We start from the raw sequence: 12,374 nt of genomic DNA, 5'->3' as shown, positions 1-12,374 counted from the left end.
GGTCTACTCGTCCCCCTTCTCATCTCGACTGTGGGCGCTGTGCGCAAGCCCGGCCGGCCCCAGATGCTCGACGAGGATCTGCGCCGCGACCCCCGAACCCTCGGGCACCTCGTTGGCCGACGCGGTGATCACGGTCTGCTGCTCCCCCAGCGCGACCAGCCGGCGGATCAGGGTCGCCCGGTCACGGTCGCTGGTGACCTGATCGATGGTGCCGATCACCAACAGTGGTGGCCGTGCGGTGTTGGCCAGCGCGATGCGCAACAGCAGCCCGGTCAGTTCGTCGAGCTGCTCGACGAACTCGTGCAGTTGCGGCGGTGGCAGATCACCGAAGACCGGCCGGCAGACGGCATCGCGGTCGGCTTCCCCGGCGCGACGAACCAGTCGATACCAGGGGGCATCCCAGCGGAGCTGCTCGGTGATCAGGTCGCCCACCGTCACCGATTCGAAGATCGCGTCGAGTTGTTCGACCCCGGCCAGCGCGGAGACGCCGAAGATGTCGCGGGCCTTGTGGCGTCCGAACACGCTGACCGTTCCCGTTGACGGCTTCATCCGCCCAGCCAGGCTCATCAGCAGAGCGGTGCGGCCCGATCCGGGCGGGCCGACCAGCACAGTGACCCCGCCGGACTGGATGTCCAGGTCGAGCGGCCCGAAAACCCGTCCCCACGGGCCGGTCATCGAAATGCCGCGCGCTGTCACCGCCATCGGCGTCGGCTCGGGCGCCTTCGCTTCCTCAGGCATGGGATTCCCCTTAACTGCCGAATCGGTTCGCGTGACCCATCAAAGCAGAACCGGGCACTCGTGATCGGCCGTCACGCGCACTCATCACCGGTCGGTTCCCGGCAGCTGCAGCGTCATCAAGCGCAGCCGGTCCGGCTCGCCGGCGATGTCGATGGTGTGAATGCGCCCGTCGTCACCGACACCGATCCTGAGCACGGCCAGTAGTCGGCCCGCCGGTGCGATCGCGATGCCGGGCGCGCCGTCGATCAGCAGCACCGCACCGGTGCGTGCGCGGAAGGTGAAGCGGCGGGTCTCCGTCGCAACATCGGCGGCGCCGCGCATTTCGGTGGGCACACCGGCCGGTACCAGCTCCGGGTCGACCCGGCGCACCACGTCGGGCGCCAGCAGCTCGAGCAGCGCCGGGATGTCGCCGCCGCGGGAGGCCGCCAGGAACGCCGTCACGATCTGCAGGTGCTCAGCACGGCGGCGCGGTTCGGCGGCCGGGCCGGCGTGTAGCCGAGCCCGTGCCCGGCTGGCCAGCTTCTTGGCGGCATCCGGGGACCGGTCGAGCAGGTCACCGATCTGCTCGAAGGGCACGTCGAACAGGTCGTGCAACACAAAGGCCGCCCGCTGTGCCGGCGACAACCGATCCAGCACCACCAGCAGCGCGCGGCTGACCGCCTCGGTGCGCAGCACCTCCTCGTCGGCGGTGGGCGCAACCGAGCCGCGGGCGTCGTCGGGGTCGGCCGTCTCGGGCAGTGGCAGCTCGGCTCGCCGGGCGCGGGTGCGCAACTGATCCACGGCGGTGCGGGCGGTGATGGTGGTGAGCCAGCCCGCCATGTTGTCCACCGCCGCGAAGTCGGCGCCGCTGGCCTTCAGCCAAGCCGACTGCACGGCATCGTCGGCGTCGACGGACGAGCCCAGCAGGTGAAACGCCACCGCATGCAGGTGGCGGCGGTGGGCTTCGAACTGCTCCGCCAAATCGTCCATGGTGCTCATGGGTCACCTTTGCCGTCCGGGAGTCGTCATTTACAGGGATAGACCGGGATAGCCACGCCCGCCGACGAAAGGAAGAGCAACATCATGAGCGTATCGACGTTCTACCTTGCGGTCATCATCGTCACCGCGGTCATCACCATCGCCATCGCCATCGCCGACTTCATTCCGGCGCAGTTCGTCCTGGCCAACTCGGCGCAGGTAGGAGTACCGCGCTCGTGGCTGCCACTGTTGGGCGGGCTGAAGCTGGCCGGGGGCGCCGGCCTGATCATCGGGCTGGCGGGCGTACCGCTGATCGGCGTCGCCGCCGCGGCGGGGCTGGTCGCCTTCTTCATCGGGGCCGTCGTGACCCATCTGCGGGCCGGAGTGGTGTACAACATCGCGTTTCCGGCCGCCTACCTGCTGCTGGCGACGGCGTCACTGGTACTGCTGCTGGCCTGAATTATCCGAATTCGGCCGCCGGGTCGGTGTGGCCGGCCGAGCCGGCCCGACGGGGCAGTTCCAGCACGACGTTGGTGGCTTTGACCGAGGCGACGACCAGGCTGCCCGGCTGAAGCCGCAGTTCGTCGGCGGCCTCCCGGCTGACCAACGACACCAGCCGAAATGGCCCGGCCTGCACGTCGACCTGTGCCATCACCGTGTCCCGCGTGACGTTGGTGACCAGCCCGACCAGTCGGTTGCGGGCGGATTGGCCCACCACCGGGTTGCGCGATACCGGTTCGACGGAGGCGCGCTCCTGGGCGAACGCTGCCAGCTCGGCTCCGTCGACCATCCGGGGCCCGGCCCCCGACGTCGCCGAGAGGCGACCGGAGTCGATCCAGCGCCGGACGGTGTCGTCACTGACCCCGAGCAGTTCGGCGACTTCGGCGATTCGAAAGCTTGGCACGTCGTCGAGCTTATCCTCGCCGGGCCGGCGACTCAGTCTTCTGCGAAGTACCGGATCGTGGTGATCGCCTGGCCGCGCCGGTCCACGTCGGCGAAGAGCACCCCGCGCTGCTGCGCCGAGGTCGTCGAGACCGCGACGGTGCTGCCGGCCGCCAGCAACTTCGTCGAGCGGGCGCCGTCCAGCCTGGTGCCGAGTTCGATGACGTCCACGGCGGTGTCGTCGCCGTAAGTCACTGTGGCATCAGGCGATAGCACCCCACGGGCGGCGGCCGTCTCGCCGGAGGCCATCGCGGTGAGGAAGGTGCGCACCGAATGCCTGCCGCGGTCGGCCGGTCGGCGAAAACCGGCAGCGAATCCGGCGGTGCCGGCGAGGCGTTGGTTGCGCAGCAGCGATCGCGACAGCTGCAGCCCGGCGGGCACCGCCGAAAGGCCGTTGCTGAGGAACTGCCGGATCATCGCCGGCAGCTCCCAGTAGGCGCGTAATCGCCGCAGTTCCCAACGGCCGTCGGCCTCGGTGAGGTCGTAACGCAGGATCGCCGGAATGTGCATGATCACCGACGGCCCCATCGCGACCTCGAGCTGCAGGTCCCGGATGACCGTCGTGCCGTGCACGATGTCCAGGTCGCGATGGAAGGTGATGTCGCGCGGCCCGATGAACGTGTCGTAGAACCGGCCGATCTGCTCGGAACCGACGTGCGGGCGCGATCCCACCGGGTCCTCCACCGCACCGATGGCGCTGAAAAGGCCTACCCAGCCGGCTCGGTCGTGCGCGGCCGCCGCGGCCGGCGACTGCTCGACCGTGGCCAGCAGATCTTGCGCTATCGGGTCGGTCATCAGGCTGCCTCCAGAACAGCGACACCGGCGCTGCGCATCGCCGCCACCGCCGCGGCCGTCGAGTCGGCGGCCACACCCGCGGTCAACTGCGCCAGCACCGTGGTGGAAAACCCCGCGCGGATCGCGTCCTCGGCGGTGTGGCGCACACAGTAGTCGGTGGCGACACCGACCACGTCGACGCTGTCCACGCCGCGTCGGTGCAGCCAGTCGCCCAGGGCGGTGTCGTCGTCGTCGACGCCGTCGAATCCGCTGTATCCGGCGTCGTATTGGCCCTTTTTGAAGACCGCGTCGATCCGCTCGGTGCTCAGTGCCGAAGGAAATTCCGCGCCGGCCGTTCCGGCGCGGCAGTGCGGCGGCCAGGACGTCACGTTGTCCGGGCGCGGTGAGAAATGGTCGCCGGGGTCGATGTGCCAATCCTTGGTCGCCACCACGTGGTCGTAGCGCTCCCGGGCGGCTGCGCTGTCCAGATAGCGGGTGATGTCGTAGGCGACCGTGCCGGCGCCGGTCACCGGCAGCGCGCCCCCGTCACAGAAGTCGTTCTGCACGTCGACGATGATCAGCGCCCGCATGAGCACCACCGTATCGCCGGCGCCGCAGTGCGGCCCGCCTGTAGAGCACCCAGGAGCAGCCGACGGCCGCCAGCACCGCACCCTCGACCGCTGCGACCCACGTGGCGGGATAGAGGACTCCGGTCAGATAGTGGGCGATGAACCCCTCCGGCGGCAGCGAGGCCATCCCGGCGGCGGTGCGGGCACGGCGCTCCAGCCACGTCAGCGGGCAGTCCAGGTGAGCGGTGAGGATCAGGACCGCCCACAACACCGCCGGGACATGTAGCCAGATGGTGCGCCGCCACCGCAGCGCCAGGAAGCCGCCGGCGACGACGTAGCCGACGAACACCAGGTGCAATGCGACGATGAGCACCACCGCGATCTGGTACATGGTCCTACGGGGTCCGCCATTTCGCCGTGCGCAGAATCAGATCAGGCCCTCGACCGCCACGGTACATTGGCGAACACCCGATGATCAGGAGCGGATCTGATGACGACCGGCGATTTCGACCCGAAGGTCCCCGGCTACGGCCCGGGTTACGGCCAGCCCGGCGGCTATCCGCCGCAGCAGGGTTGGGGGCAGCAGCCCGGACGGAATCAGCCGCCGGCGTGGAATCAGAAGCCGGGCGGGCTGGGCAGGCGCTTCTGGGCCCGCTTCATCGACGGTGTGCTGGTCAGCATCGTGGCGTTCGCCCTGTCGCTGTTCGTGTTCGCCGACGACTATCCCTTCCTGGTGACCGGCCTGTTCTCCGGTGTGCTGACCTACGGCTACTTCGTGTTGTTCGAGGTCACTCAGGGGTCCAGCCCGGCCAAGCGACTGCTCGGCCTGGCGGTGCGTGGGCCCGACGGTGTTTCGAAGCCGACGCTTGCGCAGTCGGCGGTCCGTAACTCCTTCACCGTGCTGGCCGTGCTCCCCTATCTTGGCCCGCTGCTGGCGTTCGTGGCCTACGTCGTGATCGCGCTGACGATCAGCGGTAGCCCGACCAAGCAGGGCAAGCACGACCAGCTGGCCGGGGGCACCCGGGTGATCCGGGCCTGAGAGCTGGCTAGCGGGCCAGCGAGAATCCGTCCCAGGCCATCCGGCGCTCCGGTGTCGGGTCGTACTCGACCCGGGTCTCGCGGTCGAACACCATCACCGCGCGGTCGTTCCGGCTGTAGACCGGCCAGTCGTCGCCCGGCGTTCCGTCCGCGCTGAAGGCGCGCCAGCGGCGCTGCACCTTGCCGCTGACCCGCAGCGCCACCCGGCGATCCGCGCCGGCGGTGAGCAGCCGGCCCAATCCGCCGCTGCGGTAGACGTCGAACACGGCCAGCAGTTCGGTGGCGTGCGTGGCGCCCATGCCCGACCAGCGCAGCATCCGCGGCGCGAAGTCGTAGCGGTAGACGTAGGTGGGTGCGTGGGCTCCGTGCGCCTCGGCGATCTGCCAGACGGCAGCGTTGAAGGCGAAGTCGCCGCCGAGCCGGATGCAGGCCGCCCGGTTCGGGTAGTCGGGGTAGGCGGCGATGATCCGATCACGCACTCCCGCATCGGTATTGGCCAGCATCGACTCGACCATCGGCTCGGTCGTCGGCAACATCTTCAAGAACCGGGTGAACAGGCGTCCTTCATCGGCGTTGCTGCCGACGATGAGCGGGACCCGGTGGGCCGACCCCCGCCGCATCGCCTCGACCGGATCCAGCGGCAACAGGTCGTCGCCGGAGACCGGCCCGATCGGGAAAGCGCCCAGCATGTCGCGGGTGCCCTCCCTGAGCAATCGGTCCTGGGCCGCCACCAACTCGGCCGGGGACACCCGCAGCAGCGTGTGCGCGGCGTCGGAGGGGCGCACGCCGAGCAGCGCGGCGAACCGGCGGGCGAACTCCGCCGCCACCTCGGGGCTGCGAACCATTCCCGCGGCGGGGCTTTGGGCGATCGCGCGGGCGAACAGGCCTTCGGCTTGCGGCACGCCCAGCAGAGTGGCGACGATGTGCGCGCCGGCGCTCTCGCCGAAGATCGTGACGTTGTCCGGGTCGCCGCCGAAGGCCGCGATGTTCTCGCGCACCCAGCGCAGGGCCAGCACCAGATCACGTAGGTACAGGTTGCTGTCCACGGTGATCTCGGAGGTCGACAGCGACGACAGGTCCAAGCAGCCGAGCGCGCCGAGCCGGTAGTTGACCGAGACGTACACGCAGCCGCGCCGGGCCAGCGCCGCCCCGTCGTAGATCGGGGTAGCCGAACTGCCCAGAATGTAGCCGCCACCGTGGATGAACACCATGACGGGCAGCGGGCCCGCACCGGCTTCTTCGGGTGCCACCACGTTGAGGGTCAGGCAGTCCTCGCCGGTCGGCTGAAAGCGGCCCGGGCTGAGGATGGTGTACATCCGCTCCTGCGGTGCGCAGTTGGTGAACCCGTGGCAGTGCCGCACCCCCGACCACGGCTCGGCCGGTTGGGGCGCCCGGAATCGCAGCGGGCCGACCGGTGGGCGGGCGTACGGGATAGAGCGCCATCTGCGCACCCCGTCGCGCGCGAAACCCTCCACGACGCCGGTGGCGATACTGGCCTGCACAGGGTGGTTATGCATGAGCCGAACGGTAGCGAACCGCACGGCGGTTAGCGAACCTCGACGAAGGAGAGGTGAGGCTGGACCGCCGCTTGGGCACGGCGGTTAGCGAACCTCGACGAAGGAGAGGTGAGGCTGGACCGCCGGTTAGGCACGGCGGCTAGCCTAACGGCATGCGTCTCACCGGGCTCATCGCTGTGTTGCTGTTGATCGCCGGGTGTTCCCGCGCGACCGTCGGCGAGCCGGAGCCAAGCCCGAGCGGCTCGTCCACCACGGCGACCTCCGCGCCGTCATCGTCGCCGAGCTCGTCCGCGGCCGAGCCGTCGGCACCGTCGGCCCCGCCACCGCCGGGCGCTGCGATCGCCGATGTCATCGCCTGGATCGAGGCCGGCCGGCCCGCCGATGCAGCGGGCTACCACAGCGCGACCCGCGACGGGGTCAGCACGGACCTCATCGACGAAGTCGCCTTCACCGTTCCGGCCGCGCCCCACCGAGCAACCAACTGCATGACCGATTCCGGCTCTGCCGACGGCGCATTGGCCTGCGTGGTCGACCTGGTGAATCCGCCGCCGCAGCCCCAAGAGATCTACGGGCAGTGGAAGGCCGGCTGGATCGACTACGGCGGCAATTCGCTGCGGGTCGGGTCCGTGCACGGCGATCCGGGACGGTTCGTGCACGGCGACGGAGCCGAGTTGCCCGACGGATCGACGCTGTCGTTCGGCGACTACCGCTGTCGCGCGGATCGCGTGGGCCTGTTCTGCGTGAACTACGCCCACCGCTCGGCGGTGCGGTTCAGTCCGGAGGAGATCGGCGTCTTCGGTTGCCTGCACCCGGTGCCGCCGCCCGCTGACGCCGGCAAGCTGTACAGCTGCGCAAGCTGACGCCTCAGCGCCACCGGTCGGCGGATTCGACGGCGTGCAGCAGCGTGTCGCACAGTTGCCGGAGCTCATCGCGTGGAGCGTCCTCGGACAGCGCGGTCGCGATGTCCTCGGCCGCGCAGCGCACCTGATACACCCGGTCCGACAGCGCCGTGGCCTCCTCAGCGGACAGCACCACGGCGTCCGGCGCCAACGCGGCCGTCTTACCGCTGCTGATCAGGGCACGCTGCTCGTAGGCGCGCTGCCGGCAGGATTGCCGGCAATACTGCCGGCGCCGCCCGATACCGGCGTCACCCACGTCACGGCCGCACCATCGACACGGTTGCGGGCGGGGACTGCGTGGCACGTCTTGCCACCTTAGTCCGGTCTTCGCGATGTTCCCGGTATCATGAGAGGTCGCGCCGCATGCGCCGGGAACTGCACAGGGCCCGTTCGCGTTGACAATCGCGAGACATCTTTTCTACTGACAGGCATAAGGAGTGTGGGTCGATGGCTGATCGTGTTCTGCGGGGCAGTCGGCTGGGAGCCGTGAGCTACGAGACCGACCGCAACCATGACCTGGCGCCGCGCCGCATCGCGCGGTACCGCACCGAGAACGGCGAAGAGTTCGAGGTTCCCTTCGCCGACGACGCGGAGATCCCCGGCACCTGGATGTGCCGCAACGGCCTGGAGGGCACTCTCGTCGAGGGCGACCTGCCCGAGCCGAAGAAGGTCAAGCCGCCGCGCACCCACTGGGACATGCTGCTGGAGCGCCGCTCGATCGAAGACCTCGAAGAGCTGCTCAAGGAGCGTCTGGATCTGATCAAGACGAAGCGGCGCGGTTGACCCCGGGCCGCGAGCGCGGCCCTGCAAAACCTGACGAATCGTGCCCGGTCAGCCGCGTGCGCCGCGGAGTCGGTTGATCCGGCCGCCGATTCCCCAGCGCGCGACCTTGACCATCGCTTCGCGAATATTGGAGCCGCTCATCTTCGAGACGCCCAGTTCGCGTTCGGTGAACGTGATCGGCACCTCGGTGATGGTGAAGCCGCTGTTGACGGCGCGCCAGGTGAGGTCGACCTGGAAGCAGTACCCCTTGGAGTCCACCGCGTCCAGCCCGATCTTCTCCAGCACCCCGCGACGGTAGGCGCGGTAGCCGGCGGTGATGTCGTGGATTCCCACCCCGAGCAGCAGCCGCGCATAGGTGTTGGCGGTCTTGGAGAGCACCAGGCGACGCACCGGCCAGTTGCGGACCGCCCCGCCGCCGACGTAACGCGAACCGATCGCCAGATCGGCGCCCGCGTCGATGGCATCCAACAGCCGGTACAGCTGTTCGGGAGCGTGGCTGCCGTCGGCGTCCATCTCGACCACCACCTCGTAAGGGCGGGCCAGTCCCCAGGCGAAACCCGCCAGGTATGCCGCACCCAGCCCGGCCTTGGCGGTCCGGTGCATCACGTGGATGCGTTCGGGGTCGGCGGCCGCCCGCTCGTCGGCCAGCCGCCCGGTGCCGTCGGGGCTGCCGTCGTCGACCACGAGAACGTGCACATCCGGGCGGGCCTGCTGCAGCCGGTCCAGGATGATCGGCAGGTTCTCCAGCTCGTTGTAGGTGGGTATCACCACCAGCGTGTGCAGGCTGGGACGCTCAGTCATCGGCGCCGCTCCTCCCCTTTACCTCGGCGCCGGTGGGACGCCTGTTGAACCAACGCCGCTGTCGACCGCGCAGGAAGTGTCCATTTTGCAGTACGGCTACCAGCAGGCCCGCAACGGCCGCACCGACCAGCAGCCACTGCAGGATCGGCGCCCATCGGGTCGCCGGCGTCAGGGAGGTCTTCAGCCGCACGTGGCCGTCGAGGTAGGCGGCCTCGAAGAAGCCGGTGCGGGCCAGCTCGCGGCCGTCCGGGGCGATCACCGCGCTGATGCCGGTGGTTCCGGCGACGACGACGTAGCGGTTGTGCTCGACGGCGCGAACCTTGGCGAACGCCAGCTGCTGCTCACTCATCGTCGCGTCGAAGGTGGCGTTGTTGGACGGCACGGCCAGCAGCTGGGCGCCGGCCAGCACCGACTGGCGCGGCGCGCGGTCGAAGATCACTTCCCAGCAGGTCGCCACCCCGACCGGGACGCCGGCGACATGCACCACCCCGTCGCCGTGACCCGGTACGAAATATCCCGCGCGGTCGGCGTAACCGGACAGGTGCCGGAAGAACCCGCGCCACGGCAGGTACTCCCCGAACGGCTGGACGATCCGCTTGTCGTGGCTCTCCCCCGGCCCGGTCTGCGGATCCCACACCAGCACCGAATTCATCGCCACCGGGTCCTCGCGGGTCCAGCCCGGCGCCGCCCGCACGGTGCCCACCAGAATCGGGGCGTCGATCGCCTGGGCGGCCAGGGTGATCTGCTGGGCGGCATCGGCGTTCACCGTCGGATCGATGTCCGAGGCGTTCTCCGGCCAGATGACGAACAGCGGCTGGGAGGCCCGGCCGGCCTCGACGTCCTCGGCCAGCCGGAGGGTTTCACGGACGTGATAGTCCAGCACCTCACGGCGCTGGGCGTTGAAGTCCAGCCCGAGGCGCGGCACGTTGCCCTGCACCGCCGCCACGGTGATCGCCGGGTCATCACCGGCTCCTACGCCGGAGCGGCGCACACCGGGCCACACCACGATCGCGGCCAGCAGCACCAGGCAGATGCACAGGCCGGGCAGCAACACCGCAGGCGGGCGGCCGACGTCGCGTGCCGGGTCGCTCGGCGGTTCCTCACGCAGCCACCGCACGATCTCCACCGCCAGCGCGGTGCCGGCGCAGCCGGTCAGCACCACGGCCGTCGAGAGCAGCGGAACCCCGCCGAGGGCAACCAGCGGCAGCAGCGGCCCTGCCGTCTGGCCGTAACCCACGGCGCCCCAGGGGAAACCGCCGAAGGGGAACACCGACTTGGCCCATTCGTGGGCCGCCCACAGCACGGCGAACCAGATCGGCCACCCCGGCAGGCTGCGAGCCACCACGGCGGCAGATCCGAACACGGCGGGAAACAGCGCACACATCAGGGTCAACAGCAGCCAGGGCAGGGCGCCGACCAGACCGCCGACCCAGGGCAGCAGGGGCAGATAGAACGCCAGCCCGCACAGCAGCCCGTAGCCGAACCCGCCGCCGACGGTGGTCTCGCGGTGAATAAGCACCCAGGCCAACAGCGAGAACGCCAGAATCGCCGCCCACCACCAGTTCAGCGGCGGGAAGCCGGCCCGTAGCAACATGCCGGCGACCACCGATGCCGCCAGCTGGGCCCAGCGGTCGGCCGCCGCGATCCCCAGCCGCTCCAACCGGTTCGGCGCTGCGGGACCGTGGGGTGTCTCCGGATCCTCCGTGGGGTCAGCCATAAAGGACCACACCACGGTGCACGGTGCGCCGGCATTTCGGCGTGTCACCGGGTTCCAGCACCGGTAGCGCCGGCACCCGGGAGCGCGGATCGGTCGACCAGCGCTGAACGGTATCGCGAGGCGCCTGCACGGCAAGCCGGGCGACCTCCCAGACCGCGTAGGAGGCGGGGGCTCCGGGCACCAGGGTTCCGCTAATGCCGTCGTTGACGCCGGCGGCTCGCCAGCCGCCGCGGGTGGCCGCGGCGAACGCCGCCCGCATCGACACCGCGCTGCCCGGTGTGCGGTGGTGTGCGGCCGCGCGCACCGCTGCCCACGGATCGAGAGTGGTCACCGGGCTGTCCGAACCGAACGCGAGGGGCACGCCTTGGGATGCTAACAGCGCGAACGGGTTCAGCCCGGCAGCCCGCTGCGCCCCCAGCCGTTGGGCGTACATGCCGTCGTCGCCGCCCCAGAGCGCGTCGAAAACGGGTTGCATGCTGGCGATCACGCCCCAGGACCCCAGCTTGGCGGCCTGCTCGGCGCTGACCATCTCCAGGTGCTCCAGCCGGTGCCCGCAGCGTGCCACCGCGGCGACCCCGAAGTGCTCCACCACCCGTTCCAGCGCCGCGACCACCGAGGACACCGCGGCGTCGCCGATGACGTGGAAACCGGCGGTCACCCCCGCCTCGGTGCAGGCCCACAGATGGGCGCCGACGGTGTCGGGGTCCAGGTGACGAACCCCGGTGCAGTCCGCGGCGTCGGCGTAGGGCTCGTGCAGCCAGGCCGTGTGCGAGCCCAGGGCGCCGTCGACGAACAGGTCGCCGCCGAGACCGCGGGCGCCGGTGTCGGCGAGGAGTTCGCGCGCCCGAGTGGCACTGCTGACCGCCTCACCCCAGTAACCGATGACCTCGACACCGTCACCCTGCTCGCTGAGGGCCCGCAGCTCCCGCCAGTCGTCCAGGCCGCCGATGTCCGGGCCGGCGCACTCGTGCACCGCGACGATCCCGGCCGCGGCCGCGGCGTCGAGCGCGGCGGTGCGGGCGGCCGCCCGCTGGGCGCTGGTGAGCAGGTTGCGGGCCGCGGCACGCACCAGGTGGTGGGCCGCACCGGCCAGCGGCGCCGCGGCGTCGGGTCGTCCCGGGAGTTCCAGCACCCGGGTGCGGAGCCCGCTGGAGGCCAGCGCGGAGTGGACATCGACCCGCGACAGATAGGCAGGCCGGTCCCCCACCACCGCGTCGAGCGCCTCGGTGTCCGGGGCACCACCGTCGGGCCAGCCGGATTCGTCCCAGCCGTGGCCCCAGATCGGCTGGTCGGGATGGGTTGTCGCATAGTCGGCGATCAGCTGCAGACAGTGCCGCTGGGAGGTAGCCGCCCGCAGATCCAGACCGGTGCGGCACAGCCCGGTCTCGGTGACGTGGACGTGGCTGTCCACGAAAGCCGGTGTCACCAAAGCCCCGTCGAGGTCCAGCACGTCGGCTCGCGGGAATTGGTCGCGGCCGACGGCGTCGCTGCCCAGCCAGGCGACCGTCCCGTCGCGGACCGCCATCGCGGTGGCGTCCGGATGAGTCGGGCTGTGGATGCGGCCGCCGAGCAGCAGCAAGGTGGGAGCCCCGGGCACGACTGTCACGCCGTAAAAGTACGGGGTGTCGGTAGCGCCGGG

At 70.3% G+C, this 12,374-nt stretch carries 15 protein-coding genes; 4 read left to right on the top strand and 11 right to left on the bottom strand.

Annotated elements, in window-relative coordinates; all coding sequences use genetic code 11:
• Nucleotides 1-3 precede the first annotated feature (3 nt).
• Together G6N23_RS10140 and G6N23_RS10135 are read right to left on the bottom strand one after the other, a co-directional pair.
• Nucleotides 4-738 (bottom strand): ATP-binding cassette domain-containing protein, encoded by a 735-nt coding sequence (locus tag G6N23_RS10140; RefSeq protein ID WP_085259342.1) that lies wholly within the window; start codon nucleotides 736-738, stop codon nucleotides 4-6.
• Between the two features lie 84 nt (nucleotides 739-822).
• Nucleotides 823-1,716 (bottom strand): sigma-70 family RNA polymerase sigma factor, encoded by an 894-nt coding sequence (locus tag G6N23_RS10135; protein ID WP_085259341.1) that lies wholly within the window; start codon nucleotides 1,714-1,716, stop codon nucleotides 823-825.
• Between the two features lie 84 nt (nucleotides 1,717-1,800).
• Between G6N23_RS10135 and G6N23_RS10130 the strand changes: the two genes are divergently transcribed.
• Complete coding sequence (locus G6N23_RS10130) at nucleotides 1,801-2,154, top strand: DoxX family protein (protein WP_085259340.1); 354 nt, start codon at nucleotides 1,801-1,803, stop codon at nucleotides 2,152-2,154.
• 1 nt (nucleotide 2,155) lies between these two features.
• On the opposite strand, the gene G6N23_RS10125 is transcribed toward G6N23_RS10130, so the two are convergent.
• From G6N23_RS10125 to G6N23_RS10110, 4 genes are read right to left on the bottom strand one after another with little or no spacing between them, the layout of a single operon-like run.
• Nucleotides 2,156-2,599: a TOBE domain-containing protein gene (locus G6N23_RS10125; RefSeq protein WP_085259339.1), complete on the bottom strand. Its 444-nt coding sequence runs from the start codon at nucleotides 2,597-2,599 to the stop codon at nucleotides 2,156-2,158.
• Nucleotides 2,600-2,631: 32 nt separating this feature from the next.
• Nucleotides 2,632-3,432: a ketosteroid isomerase family protein gene (locus tag G6N23_RS10120; protein ID WP_085259338.1), complete on the bottom strand. Its 801-nt coding sequence runs from the start codon at nucleotides 3,430-3,432 to the stop codon at nucleotides 2,632-2,634.
• Nucleotides 3,432-4,001: an isochorismatase family protein gene (locus G6N23_RS10115; protein WP_085259337.1), complete on the bottom strand. Its 570-nt coding sequence runs from the start codon at nucleotides 3,999-4,001 to the stop codon at nucleotides 3,432-3,434. Before G6N23_RS10115 ends, G6N23_RS10120 begins: the two co-directional genes overlap by 1 nt.
• Complete coding sequence (locus tag G6N23_RS10110) at nucleotides 3,958-4,371, bottom strand: DUF2784 domain-containing protein (RefSeq protein ID WP_085259482.1); 414 nt, start codon at nucleotides 4,369-4,371, stop codon at nucleotides 3,958-3,960. The genes G6N23_RS10115 and G6N23_RS10110 overlap by 44 nt, the downstream gene beginning before the upstream one ends.
• A 99-nt stretch (nucleotides 4,372-4,470) precedes the next feature.
• Between G6N23_RS10110 and G6N23_RS10105 the strand changes: the two genes are divergently transcribed.
• On the top strand, nucleotides 4,471-5,019 hold the full coding sequence (locus G6N23_RS10105; protein WP_085259336.1) for an RDD family protein: 549 nt from the start codon (nucleotides 4,471-4,473) through the stop codon (nucleotides 5,017-5,019).
• A 7-nt stretch (nucleotides 5,020-5,026) separates the two neighbouring features.
• On the opposite strand, the gene G6N23_RS10100 is transcribed toward G6N23_RS10105, so the two are convergent.
• Nucleotides 5,027-6,535: a carboxylesterase/lipase family protein gene (locus G6N23_RS10100; RefSeq protein WP_085259335.1), complete on the bottom strand. Its 1,509-nt coding sequence runs from the start codon at nucleotides 6,533-6,535 to the stop codon at nucleotides 5,027-5,029.
• 152 nt (nucleotides 6,536-6,687) lie between these two features.
• On the opposite strand from G6N23_RS10100, the gene G6N23_RS10095 reads away from it, so the two are divergent.
• Complete coding sequence (locus tag G6N23_RS10095; protein WP_085259334.1) at nucleotides 6,688-7,395, top strand: hypothetical protein; 708 nt, start codon at nucleotides 6,688-6,690, stop codon at nucleotides 7,393-7,395.
• 4 nt (nucleotides 7,396-7,399) lie between these two features.
• On the opposite strand, the gene G6N23_RS10090 is transcribed toward G6N23_RS10095, so the two are convergent.
• Entirely contained in the window at nucleotides 7,400-7,738 is a 339-nt protein-coding gene (locus G6N23_RS10090) for a hypothetical protein (protein ID WP_052312169.1), read from the bottom strand.
• 143 nt (nucleotides 7,739-7,881) lie between these two features.
• Between G6N23_RS10090 and G6N23_RS10085 the strand changes: the two genes are divergently transcribed.
• On the top strand, nucleotides 7,882-8,217 hold the full coding sequence (locus tag G6N23_RS10085; RefSeq protein WP_085259333.1) for an RNA polymerase-binding protein RbpA: 336 nt from the start codon (nucleotides 7,882-7,884) through the stop codon (nucleotides 8,215-8,217).
• Nucleotides 8,218-8,265: 48 nt separating this feature from the next.
• On the opposite strand, the gene G6N23_RS10080 is transcribed toward G6N23_RS10085, so the two are convergent.
• Genes G6N23_RS10080 through G6N23_RS10070 form a run of 3 tightly spaced genes read right to left on the bottom strand, consistent with a single transcriptional unit; the run spans nucleotide 8,266 to nucleotide 12,260 of the window.
• Nucleotides 8,266-9,018: a polyprenol monophosphomannose synthase gene (locus G6N23_RS10080; RefSeq protein WP_085259332.1), complete on the bottom strand. Its 753-nt coding sequence runs from the start codon at nucleotides 9,016-9,018 to the stop codon at nucleotides 8,266-8,268.
• The gene (gene lnt / locus G6N23_RS10075; RefSeq protein ID WP_085259331.1) at nucleotides 9,011-10,735 is read right to left on the bottom strand and encodes an apolipoprotein N-acyltransferase; all 1,725 of its coding nucleotides are present in this window, start codon (nucleotides 10,733-10,735) and stop codon (nucleotides 9,011-9,013) included. The genes G6N23_RS10080 and lnt overlap by 8 nt, the downstream gene beginning before the upstream one ends.
• Nucleotides 10,728-12,260, bottom strand: coding sequence for an amidohydrolase (locus tag G6N23_RS10070; protein ID WP_085259481.1), 1,533 nt, complete (start codon nucleotides 12,258-12,260; stop codon nucleotides 10,728-10,730). The genes lnt and G6N23_RS10070 overlap by 8 nt, the downstream gene beginning before the upstream one ends.
• Nucleotides 12,261-12,374: the final 114 nt, after the last annotated feature.

The sequence above is a fragment of the Mycolicibacter terrae genome (genome assembly GCF_010727125.1).
Taxonomy (GTDB): domain Bacteria; phylum Actinomycetota; class Actinomycetes; order Mycobacteriales; family Mycobacteriaceae; genus Mycobacterium; species Mycobacterium terrae.
Note: the sequence above shows the minus strand (reverse complement) of the source record. Positions and strands in the feature narration are given on the sequence as shown.

What these genes read in the sequence shown, in the direction of transcription:
- G6N23_RS10120 (WP_085259338.1), bottom strand. Translation starts at nt 3,432, where the DNA reads ATGACCGACCCGATAGCGCAAGATCTGCTGGCCACGGTCGAGCAGTCG.
- G6N23_RS10130 (WP_085259340.1), top strand. Translation starts at nt 1,801, where the DNA reads ATGAGCGTATCGACGTTCTACCTTGCGGTCATCATCGTCACCGCGGTC.
- G6N23_RS10095 (WP_085259334.1), top strand. Translation starts at nt 6,688, where the DNA reads ATGCGTCTCACCGGGCTCATCGCTGTGTTGCTGTTGATCGCCGGGTGT.
- G6N23_RS10140 (WP_085259342.1), bottom strand. Translation starts at nt 738, where the DNA reads ATGCCTGAGGAAGCGAAGGCGCCCGAGCCGACGCCGATGGCGGTGACA.
- G6N23_RS10080 (WP_085259332.1), bottom strand. Translation starts at nt 9,018, where the DNA reads ATGACTGAGCGTCCCAGCCTGCACACGCTGGTGGTGATACCCACCTAC.
- G6N23_RS10070 (WP_085259481.1), bottom strand. Translation starts at nt 12,260, where the DNA reads ATGGCGGTCCGCGACGGGACGGTCGCCTGGCTGGGCAGCGACGCCGTC.
- G6N23_RS10135 (WP_085259341.1), bottom strand. Translation starts at nt 1,716, where the DNA reads ATGAGCACCATGGACGATTTGGCGGAGCAGTTCGAAGCCCACCGCCGC.
- G6N23_RS10100 (WP_085259335.1), bottom strand. Translation starts at nt 6,535, where the DNA reads ATGCATAACCACCCTGTGCAGGCCAGTATCGCCACCGGCGTCGTGGAG.
- lnt (WP_085259331.1), bottom strand. Translation starts at nt 10,735, where the DNA reads ATGGCTGACCCCACGGAGGATCCGGAGACACCCCACGGTCCCGCAGCG.
- G6N23_RS10115 (WP_085259337.1), bottom strand. Translation starts at nt 4,001, where the DNA reads ATGCGGGCGCTGATCATCGTCGACGTGCAGAACGACTTCTGTGACGGG.
- G6N23_RS10105 (WP_085259336.1), top strand. Translation starts at nt 4,471, where the DNA reads ATGACGACCGGCGATTTCGACCCGAAGGTCCCCGGCTACGGCCCGGGT.
- G6N23_RS10110 (WP_085259482.1), bottom strand. Translation starts at nt 4,371, where the DNA reads ATGTACCAGATCGCGGTGGTGCTCATCGTCGCATTGCACCTGGTGTTC.
- G6N23_RS10085 (WP_085259333.1), top strand. Translation starts at nt 7,882, where the DNA reads ATGGCTGATCGTGTTCTGCGGGGCAGTCGGCTGGGAGCCGTGAGCTAC.